This is a genomic window from Paenibacillus sp. MSJ-34 (genome assembly GCF_018918005.1).
Taxonomy (GTDB): domain Bacteria; phylum Bacillota; class Bacilli; order Paenibacillales; family Paenibacillaceae; genus MSJ-34.
The window spans coordinates 71268-90094 of record NZ_JAHLPR010000028.1 but is presented as its reverse complement, the minus strand read 5'-3'; the positions used below and the strand labels follow the sequence as shown (position 1 = coordinate 90094).

General features: G+C 49.3%; 14 protein-coding genes. 12 read left to right on the top strand and 2 right to left on the bottom strand.

What is annotated here, in order from left to right:
• Positions 1 to 134 precede the first annotated feature (134 nt).
• From KQI79_RS15360 to KQI79_RS15345, 4 genes are all read left to right on the top strand, one after another.
• Positions 135 to 401, top strand: a complete 267-nt coding sequence (locus KQI79_RS15360) for a helix-turn-helix domain-containing protein (protein WP_055109595.1) — start codon at positions 135 to 137, stop codon at positions 399 to 401.
• A 16-nt stretch (positions 402 to 417) separates the two neighbouring features.
• Positions 418 to 6099 (top strand): DEAD/DEAH box helicase family protein, encoded by a 5682-nt coding sequence (locus tag KQI79_RS28480; protein ID WP_483311394.1) that lies wholly within the window; start codon positions 418 to 420, stop codon positions 6097 to 6099.
• A 282-nt stretch (positions 6100 to 6381) separates the two neighbouring features.
• Complete coding sequence (locus KQI79_RS15350; RefSeq protein ID WP_010274578.1) at positions 6382 to 6576, top strand: transposon-encoded TnpW family protein; 195 nt, start codon at positions 6382 to 6384, stop codon at positions 6574 to 6576.
• An 81-nt stretch (positions 6577 to 6657) separates the two neighbouring features.
• Complete coding sequence (locus KQI79_RS15345; protein WP_216539118.1) at positions 6658 to 8604, top strand: recombinase family protein; 1947 nt, start codon at positions 6658 to 6660, stop codon at positions 8602 to 8604.
• Between the two features lie 83 nt (positions 8605 to 8687).
• On the opposite strand, the gene KQI79_RS15340 is transcribed toward KQI79_RS15345, so the two are convergent.
• Both KQI79_RS15340 and KQI79_RS15335 read right to left on the bottom strand, forming a co-directional pair.
• Positions 8688 to 8918 carry a helix-turn-helix domain-containing protein gene (locus KQI79_RS15340; protein ID WP_216539117.1) on the bottom strand — a complete coding sequence of 77 codons (231 nt, stop codon included), beginning with the start codon at positions 8916 to 8918 and terminating at the stop codon, positions 8688 to 8690.
• A gap of 854 nt (positions 8919 to 9772) precedes the next feature.
• Positions 9773 to 10975: an IS256 family transposase gene (locus KQI79_RS15335; RefSeq protein ID WP_187373801.1), complete on the bottom strand. Its 1203-nt coding sequence runs from the start codon at positions 10973 to 10975 to the stop codon at positions 9773 to 9775.
• Positions 10976 to 11665: 690 nt separating this feature from the next.
• Here KQI79_RS15335 and KQI79_RS15330 point away from each other — a divergent pair.
• The 8 genes from KQI79_RS15330 (at position 11666) to KQI79_RS15295 (ending at position 18817) form a co-directional block, all read left to right on the top strand.
• Positions 11666 to 12526 (top strand): ParB/RepB/Spo0J family partition protein, encoded by an 861-nt coding sequence (locus KQI79_RS15330; protein WP_010274562.1) that lies wholly within the window; start codon positions 11666 to 11668, stop codon positions 12524 to 12526.
• A gap of 420 nt (positions 12527 to 12946) precedes the next feature.
• Positions 12947 to 14275, top strand: a complete 1329-nt coding sequence (locus tag KQI79_RS15325; protein WP_216539116.1) for a methyl-accepting chemotaxis protein — start codon at positions 12947 to 12949, stop codon at positions 14273 to 14275.
• 142 nt (positions 14276 to 14417) lie between these two features.
• Positions 14418 to 15980 carry a helicase C-terminal domain-containing protein gene (locus tag KQI79_RS15320; RefSeq protein WP_253298172.1) on the top strand — a complete coding sequence of 521 codons (1563 nt, stop codon included), beginning with the start codon at positions 14418 to 14420 and terminating at the stop codon, positions 15978 to 15980.
• Between the two features lie 179 nt (positions 15981 to 16159).
• Entirely contained in the window at positions 16160 to 16444 is a 285-nt protein-coding gene (locus tag KQI79_RS15315; RefSeq protein ID WP_216539114.1) for a hypothetical protein, read from the top strand.
• Positions 16445 to 16493: 49 nt separating this feature from the next.
• Entirely contained in the window at positions 16494 to 17444 is a 951-nt protein-coding gene (locus KQI79_RS15310; RefSeq protein ID WP_216539113.1) for a DUF3991 domain-containing protein, read from the top strand.
• Between the two features lie 164 nt (positions 17445 to 17608).
• Positions 17609 to 17899 (top strand): type II toxin-antitoxin system Phd/YefM family antitoxin, encoded by a 291-nt coding sequence (locus KQI79_RS15305; protein ID WP_007130980.1) that lies wholly within the window; start codon positions 17609 to 17611, stop codon positions 17897 to 17899.
• Entirely contained in the window at positions 17877 to 18194 is a 318-nt protein-coding gene (locus KQI79_RS15300; protein WP_007130979.1) for a type II toxin-antitoxin system RelE/ParE family toxin, read from the top strand. The genes KQI79_RS15305 and KQI79_RS15300 overlap by 23 nt, the downstream gene beginning before the upstream one ends.
• 266 nt (positions 18195 to 18460) lie before the next feature.
• Complete coding sequence (locus KQI79_RS15295) at positions 18461 to 18817, top strand: plasmid mobilization protein (protein ID WP_010274554.1); 357 nt, start codon at positions 18461 to 18463, stop codon at positions 18815 to 18817.
• Positions 18818 to 18827: the final 10 nt, after the last annotated feature.

The following is an 18827-nucleotide window of genomic DNA, read 5'->3' as shown; positions in this document are numbered from 1 at the left end:
ATTCCGGAAAGTCCAGTCCCAAATTTATTTTTCAAAGATCAACTGGAAATTTTGAAGGCGGCCGCCAGTCCCCTAGGGGACTGGAAGTAAACTCAAAACTGCCTTCAAGAAATACTATATGAGGAGGACGTACAATGAATGATCTAGCACGCTACAAGCTGATCGCGGGAGCAGCCGTCCCGCCAGCTGCAAAGCTGTTGTACGGCTATTTGCTGGATAGTACGGGCGGGCGACACAAGTTGGTCTACCTGTCCAGTACAAAAATGGCAATCGATGTAGGTTTTTCTCCTTCGACGGTATGTCGAAACTTGCACCGTTTGCAGAGTAAGGGCTTGATTCGGATCATGACCCGCTATTCGGAGGAGGGGATTCAACTGGCCAATCAGATTACGATCTTATGAAAGGAGAAAGGTACCGTTGACCTCGAAAATACAGCATATCGTTGATTTGTCCGTTCATGCCGCCCGCACGGTTGTGGAACATCCCGACCGTTGGGCGGATTTTTTATCGACAGCGGCGTGGAACTACAAGTATCCGTTTCAAGATCAGTTATTAATCTATGCACAGCGGCCCGATGCTACAGCTTGCGCATCCATCGACGTCTGGAACAAGCGGCTCAACCGTTGGGTCAAACGCGGGGCGAAAGGTATTGCACTTATCGAAGACCGGGGCAACCATTTTGGGTTACGGCATGTGTTTGATATCTCGGACACGCAAAGCCGAGATCCTCGACCGGTCTCGCTTTGGCGCATGGAGCCGGGCGATATAGCGGTCGTTACGGAAACGTTGAACAATGCGTTTGGCGAGCAGGAACCGGATGCGGCATGGCCGAATGCGCTGCTGAGCGCAGCACGGAACGCGGTGGATGACAACAGTTCGAATTATGTGGATTCGCTGGTTCGAGAGCTTGAGGGCAGTCTGCTTGAAGAACTGGAACGCCAACCTGTGGAAGTGCTGTTCCGTCAGACCGCGTATCATTCCGTTGCCTATATGGCGCTAACCCGCTGTGGTATGGACGCCTCTCACTATATTGGACGGGAGGACCTTTCAGGCATCGGGAATTTCAATACACTGCCCGCTCTTTCGCAGTTTGGAGCAGCGATCAGCGACATCGCGGAGATGATGCTGCGGGAAATCGAATCGACGATACGGGTGCAGCGGCGTGTAGAACGTCAGACTTCACAGGCTAGAGACGTTCGCACCGTTGCAAGAGAAACGGCCTTGACGCAAAATGAAGCTAAACGATTGCCAGAAAGGATGGATGAACATGGAAGTGACTTACACCCGTCAAGGGGACTATCTGCTGCCCGACCTGACACTGACCGAGGATCATCAACTGATCGGCAAGTATGGGATGTTGCGCAAAAACTACCTGAAAACCGAGAAGAAAGGCACATACGCCAGCCTGATGCTCTCGGGCGAACTGCACCAGCATCTGACGGAAATCGACCGGTCGGCGCGGACGCAGCTCGAACAGACGATGAACGAACTGCTCCGTCTGCACCCGGCCCCGGACAAAGCGAGCGATCCGCTGGGCTGGACGGGTTACATGAACAGCCTGAAGCAACAGGCGGAGGAGACCATTCTGACGGAACTGATTTACAACTAAAATGGTATGATCGAAAAACGGAAGATCGGAGTCTTCCGTTTTTTCATGACCATAACGCCATCAACGATCTGCTGCGCACTGCTCCTTTATTGAAAAGCAAGTCGGAAATCGAGGCTTTTTTTGCCGCGCATGAAAATGAAGACGAGCGGGCGTTGTATGTGCGAAGCCTGTTTGCGCCGGGTCAGACCGAGCTTACGCTGGACGAAGACCTTCTTATCGGGTATGAACCGTATCGCAATGTGCTCCATCTTTGGACGGGTCCGGCAAACGAACCAACCGCACAAAGTTTTTATGATTGGGAAGTGATCGTCGGCCATATCAACAGTATGATAGTACTTAACGAATTTGACCCGGCGCGAAAGACGAAGCCATCGGTTCAGCAGCAAACCTTATTTATGGAACAGGCGGAGGCGGATACAGCCTCCGCTTTTGTCTGGCCGCAGGCGTTGATCGATGCGATTCTCCAACAAGGCAGCGGCTTTGCTAACAGCAAATATCGCATTGCTTTGTATTTTCAGCAATCGTTATCGACAAAAGAAAACGCCGAATTTTTGAAACGGGAATACGGCACGGGCGGGCGCGCCCCTGTACTGATCGGCACGGATATTTATGAGCACCATGATAGCAAAGGCATCACGTTGACCCGACGTTCAATGACGGATCAAGAGCAAAAGCTGGTGTTGCCTTGGATGAAGGTACAGAAGCGAATCGGCGAGTTGCTGGCGGCGGGACGTTATCTGAATCGTTTGGAAACGGAACGACTTCCTGCTTTTGCCGAGCAACAGGAGGAGCGCCGCGGGCAGATGGCCGAAGAAGCGTCTGCTCGCGAACGGTTGGAACAAGAACAGCCCTCCTCCTCACAGCAGTCGGAGACGATGGATCGGAAGCAGGCGCGTTATGCCTATGCGCCCGGCGATACGGTCTTTTTCGGCGCGGACGAATATGAGATTTTGCTGGTGGAAAACGGTAACGTGATGTTGCGGGATGTTCATTTTCCGCTTTTCACAAAGGAACTGGAACGCCGAAATTTTGAACGCATCCTGCGTGAAAATCCGCTTAATGATCATCTGCTAACTGATGAACAAGGAGTGGAAACCGAAGCGGAGGAACCTGCCGAAAAAGAAATGGAGCTGGAGCTTTCCGATGGAGATGAGCCGAAGTCTGCCTCGGCATCCCTTCAGTTAACCGAACAAGTATCGGATGAGGCGCATAATGAGGAAGCATCCTCTGCTCCTTCCGCTGTCGAGGATGTACGGTCTGTTGCACCGCAAACGTCTGCGGTGAATTACCGTATCACCGATGACCAGTTAGGGCATGGCGGAGCCAAGGTTAAGTATGGTTTTAATGTAGCCGCGATTCGCTTACTCAAACAATTGGAGCAAGAAGAGCGCCAGGCAACTGCGGATGAACAGGTCGTTCTCGCCCGCTATGTCGGATGGGGCGGAATCCCACAAGTATTTGACGAAGCGAACGCGCAATGGACGGCCGAATATGCCGAGCTGCAATCGTTGCTGGAGCCGGACGAATATGCGTCCGCTCGTGCATCAACGCTGAACGCTCACTATACGTCTCCAGTTGCCATTAAAGCAATCTATGGTTGTCTGGAAAGGATGGGCTTTCGCAACGGCAATATTTTAGAGCCGTCCTGCGGGATTGGCAATTTCTTCGGGTTAGTTCCGGAGTCGTTTCAAGACTCTCAGCTATTTGGTGTAGAACTGGACAGCATCACAGGTCGCATCGCCAAGCAGCTTTACCCGCAGGCGACGATTGCGATCAGTGGGTATGAGGAAACCGCTTTGCCGGATAGTTTTTTTGATTTGGCCATAGGGAATGTTCCTTTCGGCGGGTATGGTGTGGCGGACAAACGCTATGACAAGCACAAGTTTCTCATTCACGATTATTTCTTTGCGAAAACATTGGATAAAGTGCGTCCGGGCGGCATTATTGCCTTTATTACATCCAAAGGCACAATGGATAAACAGAACCCGGCTGTCCGCAAGTATATTGCGGAACGGGCAGAACTGCTGGGCGCAGTTCGTTTGCCAAACAACGCTTTTCAGTCCAACGCCGGAACGGAAGTGACAGCGGATATTTTGTTTCTGCAAAAGCGCGACCGAATGGTGACCGTCACCGAACAAAGTGCGGAATGGATTGGCTTGGCAGAGACAGCCGAAGGCGTGCCGATCAATGCGTACTTTGCTGCGCATCCTGACATGGTGCTGGGCACGATGGCGTTTGATGATCGGATGTATGGCAATAGGCAGGAGACGACCTGCAACCCGTACCCGGATGCTAATTTAAGCGAACTGCTGGGAGAAGCATTGACCAATATTGATGCCGACTGGGAAGAGGTAGAGCGTGAGGTGATGCCGGATGAAGAGGACACGTCCCTCCCGGCCGATCCGACCGTGCGCAATTTCAGTTATACCCTTGTGGACGGCCAACTGTATTACCGCGAAAACAGCCGGATGCACCGAGTGGACACGTCGGCCACGGCCGCCGGGCGAATCAAAGGTATGATCCGATTGCGGGATACGGTGCGCGAACTGATCGAATACCAGACGGAAGATTATAGCGACGAAGAGATCCGGGAACAGCAGCGGAAATTGAATGCGCAGTATGATCGTTTTACCGCCCAATACGGTCTGATCAACAGCCGCGCCAACAGCCTGGCATTCGCCGACGATAGCGCCTATTTTTTACTTTGTTCATTGGAAGTGCTCGACGAGGAAGGGAAGCTGCTACGCAAAGCCGATATGTTCACGAAGCGTACGATTCGGCAGCGCACGACCGTTCGGCATGTGGAAACGGCAGAGGAAGCGCTGGGCGTCTCCATTGGAGAAAAAGCACGTGTCGATCTCCCCTATATGCAAGAATTGACCGGCATGACAACGGAACAGCTTGTTCAGGAGTTGCGCGGCGTGATCTTCCCCAACCCGGAAAGACTGGATGAGAAAGGACAGCCGGTTTTTGAAACGGCGGATGCTTATTTGTCTGGCAACGTTCGTGACAAACTTCTGATTGCACGGCGTGCCGCCGAAGTGGATGCAGAGCGGTATGGCGAAAATGTCAAAGCATTAGAAGCGGTGCAGCCGAAAGATTTGGATGCTTCCGAGATTGATGTGCGGTTAGGAGCGACGTGGCTTCCTCCGGAAGTGATCCGGGAGTTTATATTCGAACTGGTGGACACGCCATACATGTTCCGGCAGTCTATCGACGTCTTGTATTCCGAATATACAGCTGCCTGGAATGTCCGAGGGAAAAGCAATGACCGCAGCAACAACATTAAAGCCAACGTGACCTTCGGAACGAATCGTGTGAATGCGTATAAGATTTTGGAAGATACCTTAAATTTGCGAGATGTGCGCATTTTCGATACCGTGCTGGAGAATGGCGTGGAAAAGCGCGTTTTGAACAAGCAAGAGACCGCAATTGCCCAACAAAAGCAGGAGATGCTGAAAGAAGCGTTCCGCGATTGGATTTGGAAAGACCCGCAGAGGAGGGAACGATTAACGCGTTTGTACAATGATCGTTTCAATGCGATCCGCCCGCGCGAGTACGATGGCAGTCATATTCGGTTTACGGGAATGAATCCGGAAATCCGGCTGCGCCAACATCAAGTCAATGCGGTTGCCCGGGCGCTGTATGGAGGCAATTCCCTTTTTGCTCATTGTGTAGGCGCAGGCAAAACGTTTGCCATGACCGCTGCGGCCATGGAAAGCAAGCATCTTGGCTTATGCAGCAAAAGCATGTTCGTTGTTCCTAATCATTTGACGGAGCAGTGGGCAGCGGAGTTTTTGCAGCTCTATCCATCGGCCAATATTCTGGTAGCGACCAAGAAGGACTTTGAAACAAAGAACCGGAAGAAGTTTTGCGCGCGGATTGCCACCGGCGACTATGACGCGATCATCATCGGACATTCGCAGTTTGAGAAAATTCCCATATCGATGGAGCGCCAACGTCAACAACTGGAGGAACAAATTTACGAGATCACAAGCGGCATTCGCGAGCTGAAGGAGGCCAAGGGCGAACGGTACGCGATCAAGCAACTGGAGAAGACGAGGAAGACGCTGCAAACCAAGCTGGCAAAGCTGAACGATACCAGCCGCAAGGATGATGTGGTCACCTTCGAGGAGCTGGGAGTGGATCGGCTATTCGTGGACGAGGCCGATTCGTACAAAAACCTGTTTCTTTACACGAAAATGCGCAATGTGGCCGGACTGTCGCAAACCGAAGCGCAGAAGTCGTCGGACATGTTTGCCAAATGCCGCTATCTGGACGAACTGACCGGAGGCCGGGGTATCATCTTTGCGACGGGTACGCCGATCTCCAATTCCATTACGGAAATGTATACGATGCAGCGCTACTTGCAATATGAGCGGCTGCGAAAGCAAGGATTGCAACATTTTGATTCCTGGGCTTCGACGTTTGGCGAGACGGTCACGGCGATTGAACTGGCACCGGAAGGTGTAAGCTGTGGTGGAGGGTAAAACCCAAATCTAGCTGATGGTCAACTCATTTGTGGCGAAATGAATTTTGGCTAAATGAAGGACATAGATTTTGCAAGTGTACCGATAAATGCTGGAAGCTTGCGAAGAAATATACCAATACGAGAATAACTCTTATCATACAGGCTGAAAAGAAGATTGCCAATGGCGCAGGCGTGGCGATCTGTCTTGTTCAGCCTTTTTTGTGTGCCTTTTAAGCTCTGAAATGGCGCTGTAGGCTGCGCTAAGCGCATGCAGCGTATTAGGAATGAAAGGAGCCGTTACATGACCGAATATCAAAATCCGGATGCTGTGTCGCCGAAACCCGATTTACCCGTCGCCGCGCGCAGGTTATCCTGCAAAATTGGCTCAACGACCTACGATGTGACGATTCATTTCAGTAAGACTAGCAAGGAAAACATGAATGACAAGATACTGCGTCTTGTCCGCAACGATTTGCAACGCCGCCTGACGGAATAAACGGCACAATGGAGGCGGCAACTGAATGCATGATAAAATGACACCAGCCACAAATGAGTTGACTGTCTGAAAGGAGCTATTATGCTTAGACAGTCAAATGAGAAAATCACCGCCCTGTACGAACGCCTTTCGAGAGATGACGAATTACAGGGAGACAGCAACAGCATAGTCAATCAGAAGAAGATGTTGGAGGATTACGCAAGGAATAACGGCTTCAAGAAACTTGTTCACTTCACAGACGACGGCTATTCAGGCACGAACTTTGAAAGACCTGGCTGGAAACAGCTCATGGCAGAAGTTGAGCAGGGAAAAGTCGGCGCAATCATCGTCAAGGACATGTCGCGAGTCGGGCGTGATTATTTGCGCGTTGGCATGTACACGGAGGAATTTTTCAAAAGCGGCATACGCTTTATCGCAGTCAATGACAATGTGGACAGCGACAACGGGGACAACGACTTTACCCCCTTTCGCAACATCATGAATGAATGGACGGCGCGGGACACCAGCCGTAAAATCCGGGCGGTTTTCCGGGCTAGGGCTATGGAGGGCAAGCGCATATCGCCATCAACGCCTTATGGCTATCTGCGCGATCCGCAGGACAAGCAAAAATGGATTGTGGACGTGGAAGCTGCGGAGGTTGTGCAGCGCATTTTCCGACTTGTAATCGAAGGGTATGGCGTCTACCAAATCTCTGATATATTGACTGCTGACAGGGTGCTTATTCCTTCCGCTCATTGGGAACGCATCGGGGCAGATAATCAAAGGCACAAGCATTATCAAGACCCGTACCGTTGGCGCGGCGGCGTGGTGGCCAAAATCCTTGAACGCATGGAATACATGGGCCATACCGTAGCTTTCAAGACTCATACCGTATCCTACAAAGACAAACGATCCAAGGCGACAGCGCCGGAAGAACGGGTAATCTTTGAAAATACGCATGAACCCATCATCGACCCGGAAACGTGGCACAATGCCCAGCGGCTGCGTCGAACGGTGCGTAAGCCTGATAAGAAAGGAAAGCCAAGCAGGCTGACAGGGCTTCTTTATTGCGCCGATTGCGGCGCGAAAATGACCCATGACCGCTCCCATGACAAGCGACCGGGTAGAAGCTCCAAGAACGAATACTATTGCTCCAGCTACCGCTCCCAAACCCGTAGTTGCTCGATGCATTATATCCGCGTTCCAGTTGTCGAGACGCTGATTCTAAATGCGCTTCGGGAGGTTAGCTCTTTTGCAAGGACAAACAAGCAAGAATTTATTCGTATGGTTACGGATAGTACCTCCGAGCGGCAGGATAAAACGGCAAAGCAACAACGGAGGAAGCTGATCGCTTACCGGAAGCGGAGTAATGAGCTTGATAATATCATTCGTAAGCTGTACGAAGACAATTTGAGCGGAAAGCTATCGGACAAGCGTTTCGAGAAGCTATCCAGCGATTATGAACGAGAGCAGGAAGAACTAGAGCAGACTATCGAGCGCTTACAGAGCGAGATTGACAACATGGAGAAGCAGACGGTCAATGCAGATCGATTCCTCGACTTGGTTGATCGTTACACCGATTTTGAGGAACTTACTACGCCAATACTGAATGAATTTGTGGAAAAGGTAGTTGTTCACGAAAGGGCTAGAAGCAACCGCTACACGACCACGCAAAAGGTGGATATTTATTTTAACTTTGTGGGGCTAGTGGAGTTACCGGGAGAAAAAAATAACGTCTTCCCTGTTAGCAGTACCCTGCAAAAAAACGTTTCAAAAAAGGCCATGAAAGCTTATGCGCCTCTTAAGCAGTATTTGGAACAGCAGAGTGCCGTCTCGCTTCAATTGACCATTTCTGAAATTGAGAGGGTCATTGGGAGAAGACTGACGGCGACTGCGTACAATTACAGGACGTACTGGTATCCGCGGAAGAATCGTCCATTAGCCAACATCATCTATAATGCCGGCTACGACGTTGAAAAGCTGGATTTGGTGCGTCAGGTTATTCTGTTAAAAAGAGCAGAAACTGACGTAAAGCAGTTTATAAGCTGATTAGGATGATACTTCGGATGGGACGCGCCTAGCGGGGGATAAGGAACGTTGGGGAAGCGTTCACACAATTTTAAATGCCATAGTTAATCCTGTTCTCGAATACGCCCGTAAGGTTTGGGGTTATCGGTCAGCCCTAATAAATAATCGACACTTACTTTATGGAACTTTGAAAGTTTTATTAAAACAGATGTTGGAATATCCAAATCACCGCTTTCGTAGTGGGAATATGTGGCTTGAGTAATATTTAAGTGTTCCGCCATTTGTTGTTGTGTAATGTCTTTATCTTCTCGTAAATCCCTTACCTTTCTGTACATGTCTATCACCCAAACCAATACTACTTTATGCGGTTTTGGTATATTGACATTTATGCGATATTCGTATAATTTTGGTTCTATGGTATATTTGTAGGAAAATGGAACTACTGGGGTGATGGAATGTTTTATTTCACGTGGCTAGAAATGCCTACATGGGCGAGAGTGATTTACTTAATAGCGGGTATTTTGTCATGGGTTATCTGTTTTATACTTGAAGCAAAATATCGACGGGAATTAAAAAAATGCCGGGAAAGCGCTCCCGACACCAAAACATATTTTCATTAAAGGTCGTCAAAACAGTTATCGTCCAATACCTTTCCTCGTAAAAGGTGCGGCATATTTTCGCGGACAAAAAGCTGGGAGATATATTCCTAGCTTTTTGTGTTACTTTACATTCTAAAATGGCATTAATAGACGATCCAATTGATAGATTTTTATTTCAACAACAATATTTTCGAAAAGCGCATTTCTGAAAGATAATCACGCTTCAGATTGATGTTCGCAACGCGAGATGGTTGTCTCGCGTTGCAGCAAGCACTGAATCTGGTCTCCCAAATTTGCTTGTTGAGGGCTGCACCCCCAATCCCCCAATTTCACACTGCCGCAGCGGTGGCGGAGCATGGTAGCTTTGTCTGTAAAGTGTCATGGGATTACAATGTGATTGATTTCATTGCTATACGAATCAACAGGAGGTGATGATAGAAATGAACCATATGTCAGAAATCCTTGAGAGGGCCCACATTCAGTGTATTCGTGAATATTTGCTACGTGGCGCGGCAGGCACCGACATCAATCCGAAGGGTAGTGTCCCGTCAAGTGGTGTAAAATCGATTTCTACCGCGTGACCCAGATATTTACTTCTGCAAGAGTGTGGTGGATGCAAGAGGAAGTTGCTCCCCGTTGACGATTTTGGCCATGGATTCAAGACTAAAATAACGGCGTGCGACGGTCCATTCATCTTGCTGTTCGATCAAGATGGCACCGATCAATCGGATAGCGGATTCCCGATTCGGGAATATCCCTACCACATCAGAACGTCGGCGGATTTCCCGATTCAAGCGCTCCAGTGGGTTGGTGGAATGAATCTGCCGCCAATGCTCTCTGGGAAAGGCCATGTAGGCCAGTACGTCACTTTCTGCCTGCTCAAGAATATCCATGGCTTTCGGGAACTTACCACGAAGTTGCTGGGCGACTTGTCGGAGTTGCAATACAGCCGCCTCTTGGCTCGGTTGCGCAAAAATCGTCCGGATGATCGACGATACCATCGATTGCGACGACTTCGGTACCTGGCTCAGGACATTGCGCATGAAGTGAACACGGCAACGCTGCCAAGTGGCGCCCACCAGAACCTGCCCAATCGCTCTGCGCAACCCTTCATGAGCATCACTAATCGCTAATTGCACACCTCGAAGTCCCCGAGCGACCAGTTTCCGTAGAAACTCAAGCCAAAATGAGCCGTCCTCGCTCATGCCAAGATCAAAACCGAGAACTTCCCGGTCACCGGTCTCCCGGATACCGATGGCCACGATAAGCGCCATGCTGCGTACCCGGCCGCCCTCACGTACTTTGGGGAACGTGGCATCCAACCAGACATAAGGGAATTGCCCTTCGAGCGGGCGCTCCTTAAAGGCCATTACGACATCATCCAGCTCTTTGCAGATCCGGGAGACTTCGCTTTTGCTAATGCCTTTCATGCCTAGGGATTCAACGAGTTCATCTACTTTTCGTGTACTGACGCCGTGTATGTACGCCTCCTGCACAACGGAAAGCAATGCCTTTTCCGCACGCTTCCGGGGTTCAAGCAGGGAAGGGAAGTAGCTGCCTTTGCGAAGCTTCGGAATATTCAGATCGAGTGTTCCGACCCGTGTATGCCATTCCCGTTGCCGGTAACCGTTGCGCTGGTTGCTTCTTTCCGTGTTTCGTTCATAACGCTCGGCACCGATCTGGGCCGCTACTTCCGCCTCCATCAAGGAATGAACAAGCACATTCAAGGCTTCTTTGAGAAAGTCTACATCACCATCAGAACCAGACTTGCGTAAAAGCTCCAAAAGTGACATTCTATCTATAGAAGCCACGGTTTGATCCTCCTTCTAAAGTAGAGTTGCGTCACTTTAGTAGAAATCATACCGTGGCTTCCCTTGTCAAGAAGCCCGGAGCAATTTTACACCACTACTATGGACTATAACTATCCGAAGAGCCACAAGGAACGGATTGACGAAGTGCATAATTCTGCCATGGAGCTTATAGAGCAAAAGTTCCCCAATATGGATGAACACGAGGAAGTAACCAAAAAGGTTTATAACTATGCGGGCACCTGCGAAGATGTGTATATGGAAATTGGACTGCAATGCGGTTTTATACTGGCGGTGCAGTTACTCGGTAATACGCAAACAAAATAGGAAACCGATGGAATCATATCGTGAAGGACTGCCATAAGTGGCGGTCTTTTTTCTTTTGAGGCGATACTGGCGCTGGAACGGCAAGTCGACACGTTTTGGCGCTTTTTATTTAGAGCCCCCCCTGCTCGTTATTGACGGGAAGAAGCGGTTTCTGTTCGAATCAGGTACCGTTCATCATGAACCACGTTCAGCTAACGGGACCAAATGCCGGCGGGAAAACGGAGGGGTATTAGGGGCGCTGCCCCTAACAAGCGAATTTGGATATCCAAATTCAGTGCTTGCTACAACACAAGACAGTGGTCTCAAGGTAGAACTCAAGAACTCGCCGAAGAAGAAGGAGTGGAACGGATGAAAGAAAACGTTACAGCAATTCCCATAGACCAGTTGTATTCTTTTCACGAAAATCCCTATAAAGTGGCGGACAATGAGGAACTGCAAGCCTTGTCCGAAAGTATAAAGATGTACGGAGTTATTTCGCCGCTGGTAGTACGCCAAAGAACCGAGGGGGGCTATGAAATTATATCAGGTCATCGCCGGAAGGCAGCCTGTGAAAAGGCGGGGATTGATATAGTTCCTGCCTTTGTTCGTGAAATGGACCGATACGCCGCCATTATTGCCTTGGTGGACAGTAACCTCCATCGTGAGCATGTGTTGCCGTCCGAAAAAGCCTTTGCCTACAAAATGAAACTGGAAGCCATCAAAGCGCAGAGACAACGTAATGATTTAGTCGAATCTGCAACTTCTGACCGAATCGGACACAAGTCGCGCGAATGTGTGGCTCATGATGTTGGGACAAGTGCAACGCAAGTACAGCGCTTTGTTCGGCTGACCAAGTTGATACCGCCCATTCTCGATATGGTGGACAATGGAAAAATAGCTTTTAGCCCTGCCGTCGAATTGTCTTACTTAACCGAGCAAGAACAGACAGACTTGCTTGAAACGATGGAAAGTGAAGACCGCACACCGTCACTTTCGCAGGCACAGCGGATGAAAAAACTAAGTACTGATGGCCTACTCGATATGAACGTTATTTTCGATATCATGACGGAGGAAAAAGCCAATCAGAAAGAGCAAATCAAGTTGAAAAAGGAAAGCATCAAGGACTTCTTTCCAAAGGGCTACACGGCACAGCAGATGGAAAAGACCATACTGAAATTATTGGAAGAATGGCGGAAAAAGCGGGAACGAAGCCGCCACGATGCGCGCTGATTTTTTCTCGGCCGGTAATAAAGGCATTAGATGACAATATGAAAGATCGTTTGAGTATATTTTATATTCGGTTGACGGCAGGAAAGAAAAAATTTAGTGGCACGAAATATCTGAATATCCCCCAGGTGGCTCCGGGCCAATTCAATAGACAGCATGATAAAAAAAAACGTCCAATTTGATAAGCGTAACGTGATTATAGCCTAAAATAATTGAAAAAATAAATTTTGATGATATCCAGCTCTGTTACTGGTTAGGAATCATGGTACGGGAGGCCCTTCAGCATTGTGACGATTGTAAAAGACTATTTTTGATCGTGAGCAATATGCGACTTAATTGCTAATAGCTGGTATAATAAATGTGTAAAAAACAGATGTTTAGTGTAATCACTGATCTACCATTTTAGTAGGAGGAATCCCAACCATGATAAAAGAAAACAAAGTCTCGCAGTCCATTGAAAGTCTTGCAAAGGTGGTTAATATTGCGAAAGTAACGATTGGTCTACGGCTAAAGATTGCGGCTATTATCATTCTGAGCATCCTTGTTTCTTCTCCAATATCGGCCTATTTGAATACCATTGCCAATCGGGTTTTGACCGGGAATATTGGGATATATTTGACGGCCTCCATGAATCTCATCGTGACGACGTGTATCATACTGCTATTTGTCCAATTTTTTATTATTAAACCCCTAAAGACGGTGTTGACAGCTACCCAAGAAGTTTCTAAAGGGAATCTAAAGGTGCAAGTTTCCTATCGATCCAAAGATGAACTCGGACAGCTCTCCAGTTCTTTTAATCAAATGATTGAAAACCTACGAAATCTCATTGTCGATATGAATCATGCTTCGGATTTTGTCGCACAAGCCTCCGATCAATTATCCCATGTTTCCAAGTCGGTCGTGCAGTCATTTGACCCCATCGTCGAAAATGTAAACGGCATGGCTAAAGGAGCGGAAACACAGGTCGCCGTTTCTCAAGAAAGCAGCAGGGCATTAGAAGAAATGGCTGCTGGCGTGCAGAAAATCGCTGAAACCTCTTCTTTCGTATCAGAGTTGTCCTTAACGACACTTTCCGAAGCAGAAAAAGGTAACGAAGCGATCAATCGGGTGAAAGATCAAATGCAGGACATCAGTCAATCCGTCAACGATTCCGCCTCCATTATTTATAAAATGAGCGAGTTGTCAGAGAAAATAACAGGTATCACCAAGATGATTAGCGAAATTGCTTCTCAAACCAGTTTATTGGCCTTGAACGCCTCGATTGAAGCAGCCAGAGCGGGGGAAGACGGCAAAGGTTTTGCTGTTGTCGCGAATGAAGTTAAGAAATTGGCGAGTCAAACGGAAAATTCCGCAGCCCAAATCAGCGAGATCATTGGTCAAGTGGATCGAGTTTCTACCGACGCGGTACAATCCATGAAAAAGGGAGTACAAGAAGTCCAAAAGGGAATTGAAATTGCGATTTATTCAGGGGAAGCCTTTGAAAAGATACTGGATGCCGTCAAAAATGTTTCTGTACATATTGAGGAAGTTGCCGCAACTGCCGAACAAATGGCGGCAAGTTCCGAGGAAGTAAGCGCCAGCGTTACTGAACTATCCGGAATTGCAACAGGCACCTCCGATAAGGCGAATCATGCGGCAATATCTACTAAAGAACAATTAAAAGAAATGGACAGGATTTTAACATCAGCCGAATCTTTGGCTGAAATGGCGGCCCAATTGAAACAAACAGTTGGGAAATTTTCGATGGCTTAAGATTGGCCTTGCCTAGTCACAATGAAGGGCTTTATACAAATGCGATCAGTAAAAACCTCCTTGACAAACTGCACCGGAAGGAACGGGCTATCGAGCGAAAACCCGGTTTGCCCGTTTTTACAATTTGCCGGAACTGATGAATATGTTCAAGGAAGTGGCTGACATCCAGACGGCGGACATGCTCCAGCTTCCCGTACCGAAATCCCATTTCCACAATGTTGCCGTGCCGCCAAGCGACTTCCAGCGGGAAATGGTCGCGGATCTCGCCCACCGTGCTGAGCGGGTGCGAGCCAAGGAAGTAGAGCCGCACGAAGACAATATGCTCAAGATTACGAATGATGGGCGTAAGCTGGCACTGGATCAACGGCTGGCCAATCCGATGTTGCCCGATGACGAAGGCAGTAAAGTGAGCGTTTGTGCGGACAATGTGTTTCGGCTATGGAAGGAACACGAGGAAAAGCGGCTAGCCCAACTGGTGTTTTGCGATCTATCCATCCCAAAGCAAGACGGAACGTTCAATGTGTATGACGAACTGCGACGCAAGCTGACAGAGAAAGGGGTGCCTACCGAGGAGATTGCGTACATTCACGATGCCAACACCGAGGTGAAGAAAAAGGAACTGTTCGCCAAGGTGCGGACTGGCCAGATTCGTATACTGCTCGGATCGACATTTAAAATGGGGGCGGGCACCAATGTGCAAACGAAGCTGATTGCGCTTCATGATCTCGATTGCCCTTGGCGCCCGCGCGACCTGGAGCAGCGAAGCGGACGCATTATCCGGCAAGGCAATGAGAATAGCGAGGTACACATTTTTCGGTATGTGACGGAGAACACGTTCGACGCTTATTTGTATCAGACGCTGGAGAATAAACAGCGCTTTATCTCGCAAATCATGACCAGTAAATCGCCGGTACGTTCTGCCGAGGATATCGATGAAGCAGCCCTTTCTTATGCCGAAGTCAAGGCGCTGGCAACCGGTAATCCGTATATCAAAGAGAAGATGGACCTGGATATCCAGGTTTCCAAGCTTAAGCTGCTCAAGGCTAATCACTTGAGCCAACGCTACGCATTGGAGGATCGGTTGCTGAAAGTATTGCCGCAACAAGTCAAATCTACAGAAGATCGAATTGCCGGGTATGAACAGGATGTCGCTCTATATCTGCGTTCCAAATCGGCTATGCCGGAGGGAACGGATGAATCCAAGTTCCCAGGTATGGTCATTAAGGATTTTACCTACACGGAGAGAGCGGCAGCAGGCGCGGCCTTGCTGGAGGCGTGCAAGGGAATGACTTCATCCGAGCCGCAGGAGGCGGGCAGTTATCTCGGTTTTTCCCTATGGTTATCCTTTGACAGCTTCCATAAAGAATACAAGGCGACCCTGCGCGGCGCATTGGGCCATACCGTCTCGCTAGGGATGGATGCAGGCGGCAACATCACCCGGTTGAACAATATGTTGGCGGATTTGCCAGCCAAACTGGAACATAGCCGCCAGCAACTCTCCACGCTGCTCCAGCAGATGGAAACAGCGAAGGAACAAGTCGAAGCTCCTTTCGAGAAAGAACAGGAGCTGCTAACGAAATCGGCGCGACTCGCGGAACTGAATGCCCTGCTAAATATGGATAAGCGGGAGAATGAAGCCGTGGACAGCGTTCCGGACGAAGAACCGGAAGCGCCCGAACGGCGAGTGGTGGGCCGTGGGCGATAACGGCCTGACACCGTTGTTCCCCCCTGAAAGGGAACTTCATGCTGACCATTACGGAGAAGAACATGGTATCGGTGCGAGCATTTCACAGGTCGAAGATCGCACACTTGTTAAAATTATCAATTTCATGACGAATGGGACTCCGGTTTTGGGGTCCTTTTCTCGTTTCCGGAGGAATGAACATGTTGTATGCCGGCCCAAGCGGCGGATGCTTTTGTCCGATTTTGCCGCCTTTTGGTTACGGAACCAGCTTGATCGAGGAGGGAGAAACCGTGCCATCGTTGGAGTTGATATCCAAAGAGAAAAACGGATTTGGCGACACGCATGATTACATCCGCGACTCAAACGGGGTGACCAGTCAAGTTCATGAAGGCGATTTAGACGCATTCATGAACAAGAAAGGCGTTACGAAGTTGAAGGAAGGCAGAGCTTATACGTACCCCAAAAAGAGGGGGAAGGCACGATGAACCATAACCCCATCGGACGCTGCCTGGATTTCCAAAAGGAGCTGCGGCAATGAGCTATGTAAACAAGGAACAGATCGAACGTGCCAAAAGACTGGACCTGCTCACATATTTGCAAATGTACGAGCCGGCAGAACTGGTCCGATGCTCCCGCAATGTCTACACCACCCGGACACACGACAGCTTGAAAATTTCCAACGGCAAATGGTACTGGTGGTCAAGGGGGATCGGCGGGCGCTCGGCGCTGGACTATTTGATCAAAGTGCGGGGCATGTCTTTTCCCGATGCGGTGCTGCAAATGGAAGGCGTTCATCCAGGCAGCGCACCTGCATTTTCGCAATCTTTGCAACAACGCTCATCTCCAGCGCGGTTTGAACTTCCTGAACCGAATCGTACATCGCATCGCGTCATGGCCTATCTCAGCAAACGTGGTATCCATCGCACGTTGATCGACTACTGTCTCGAAACGGGGCGTTTGTATGAAAGCCGCCGCTATCACAACGCGGTATTCGTCGGTTTCGATGAGCAAGGAACGCCGCGCTATGCGGCGATACGCGGTACGACAAGCACTCGTTATATGGGGGAAGCCGCTGGCAGCGACAAGCGGTATTCGTTTTCCATTCCGGCATCGGGAAACTGTACGGAACTGCATCTGTTTGAGAGCGCTATTGATCTCTTATCCTACTGTACGCTGGAACATCTCGCTGGCCGGGATTGGCGGCAGGCGCATAAGCTGTCGCTGGCCGGAATATACAGGCCCAGGACAAATGGGAAGGACTCTACTCCCCCGTCTGCCCTAACGCATTACTTGCAGTGCTTTCCCCAGGTGAATCGACTTGTCCTGCACCTGGACAATGATGAGCCGGGGCGATTGGCGGCAGCCACGATACAGAGGCTCCTCTCCCCCGCCCTTCTCATATCCGATGAGCCGCCTAAGTTCGGAAAGGATGTAAACAACGATTTGATGGAATTCCGAAGAAGACGCGGTGAACCATCCCGATAGCGGTAGACGCTGAACGGTTGGCGTCTTTTCTTTCTGGGCTAATGAAATTTATCACAGCATGTGGATAAGATGTGAATAGATGGGGATAAGTGCAGCCGCATTGATTGTATAGCATGTAATAGGTATAATAAAATCAATATACAGCTATGCAAGGAGTGACCAAGATGATTATCAAACCTTCCGCCAGTATCCGGCAAAACTATAATGAAATCGCCGATCTATGCAAAACATCCGGGGAACCGGTTTATCTGACCAAGAACGGTGAAGGCGATCTTGTCGTAATGGACATTGATACGTTTTCCCGTCGCGAGAAGATGTTAAAGCTGCGTGAAGAACTGCTCGCTGTGCAAGAAGATCGTTTGGCGGGCCGTGTTGGCGTGACGCCGGATGAACTGGACGCTTACCTGGAGGGCATTATTGACGAGGTGCAGCATGGAAAAGATGCCCCGTTATAAGATCATCGTCTCCGATCGCGCCCGCCAAATGCTGGCGACTCATGTGCGATTTCTTGCGGAGAAAAGTCCGGATGCGGCGCGAAAAACGAAAAACGAATTACTGCAAGCGATACGTTCCTTGGCGCGAATGCCGGAGCGCTATCCTTTTCTGGAAGCGGAATTTATTCCGTCCAACAAGTACCACAAGATGTTCGTGGAAAAATGGTATCTGGTGTTATATCAAATTCAGGATGAAATCGTGTATGTCGATTACATTGTAGACTGCCGTCAGGATTATCGCTGGTTGGTGAGATAACAAAAAAGTTCGAAGGAAGGCGCTGAGCGGATCGGCGTCTTTTTGTGTTTTTGGGGTTCTCTCTTGTTCCCGGCGGGTGCTTTTGAAGGCAACGCGAGACGACTGTCTCGTGTTGTAGCAAGCACTGAATTTGGATATCCAAATTCGCTTGTTAGTGGCACAGCCCCTAAGACCCCGTTCGCACGATGCAATTGTTTGATGCTCGATTTGATCCGCAGCGTTGAAATTTTCTGTCGGAAGCTCATGTTCGGAAAGGGGTGATGCAAATGAGGAAACGACCAATCTCTTTTCTGGTTCGCTTAGACGAAAGCGAACATAAGCGACTAATGAGAGAAGTGAAAAAAACGGGACTTTCTCGGGAAGCGTACATTCGGGCATTGATCAATGGGTATATTCCCAAACCGCTACCGCCGCTGGAATATTACGCGATGATGCGTGAACTGAACGCTATTGGGAATAACCTGAATCAACTCACTGTGAAGGCCCATACGACTGGACATCTGGAACGGGCTGCATTTCAGGTGGAAGCCGACCGCTTGCGCCGCGCAGTCCAGCAGATTCAACAGGCTGTAACCGAACCGGAACGAAGACCACCAGTGAATCCAAATGTGCATCCGCCGTAAGGGGGGAATT

What these genes read in the sequence shown, in the direction of transcription:
- KQI79_RS15360 (WP_055109595.1), top strand. Translation starts at nt 135, where the DNA reads ATGAATGATCTAGCACGCTACAAGCTGATCGCGGGAGCAGCCGTCCCG.
- KQI79_RS15350 (WP_010274578.1), top strand. Translation starts at nt 6,382, where the DNA reads ATGACCGAATATCAAAATCCGGATGCTGTGTCGCCGAAACCCGATTTA.
- KQI79_RS15345 (WP_216539118.1), top strand. Translation starts at nt 6,658, where the DNA reads ATGCTTAGACAGTCAAATGAGAAAATCACCGCCCTGTACGAACGCCTT.
- KQI79_RS15340 (WP_216539117.1), bottom strand. Translation starts at nt 8,918, where the DNA reads ATGTACAGAAAGGTAAGGGATTTACGAGAAGATAAAGACATTACACAA.
- KQI79_RS15335 (WP_187373801.1), bottom strand. Translation starts at nt 10,975, where the DNA reads ATGTCACTTTTGGAGCTTTTACGCAAGTCTGGTTCTGATGGTGATGTA.
- KQI79_RS15330 (WP_010274562.1), top strand. Translation starts at nt 11,666, where the DNA reads ATGAAAGAAAACGTTACAGCAATTCCCATAGACCAGTTGTATTCTTTT.
- KQI79_RS15325 (WP_216539116.1), top strand. Translation starts at nt 12,947, where the DNA reads ATGATAAAAGAAAACAAAGTCTCGCAGTCCATTGAAAGTCTTGCAAAG.
- KQI79_RS15320 (WP_253298172.1), top strand. Translation starts at nt 14,418, where the DNA reads ATGTTCAAGGAAGTGGCTGACATCCAGACGGCGGACATGCTCCAGCTT.
- KQI79_RS15315 (WP_216539114.1), top strand. Translation starts at nt 16,160, where the DNA reads ATGTTGTATGCCGGCCCAAGCGGCGGATGCTTTTGTCCGATTTTGCCG.
- KQI79_RS15310 (WP_216539113.1), top strand. Translation starts at nt 16,494, where the DNA reads ATGAGCTATGTAAACAAGGAACAGATCGAACGTGCCAAAAGACTGGAC.
- KQI79_RS15305 (WP_007130980.1), top strand. Translation starts at nt 17,609, where the DNA reads ATGATTATCAAACCTTCCGCCAGTATCCGGCAAAACTATAATGAAATC.
- KQI79_RS15300 (WP_007130979.1), top strand. Translation starts at nt 17,877, where the DNA reads ATGGAAAAGATGCCCCGTTATAAGATCATCGTCTCCGATCGCGCCCGC.
- KQI79_RS15295 (WP_010274554.1), top strand. Translation starts at nt 18,461, where the DNA reads ATGAGGAAACGACCAATCTCTTTTCTGGTTCGCTTAGACGAAAGCGAA.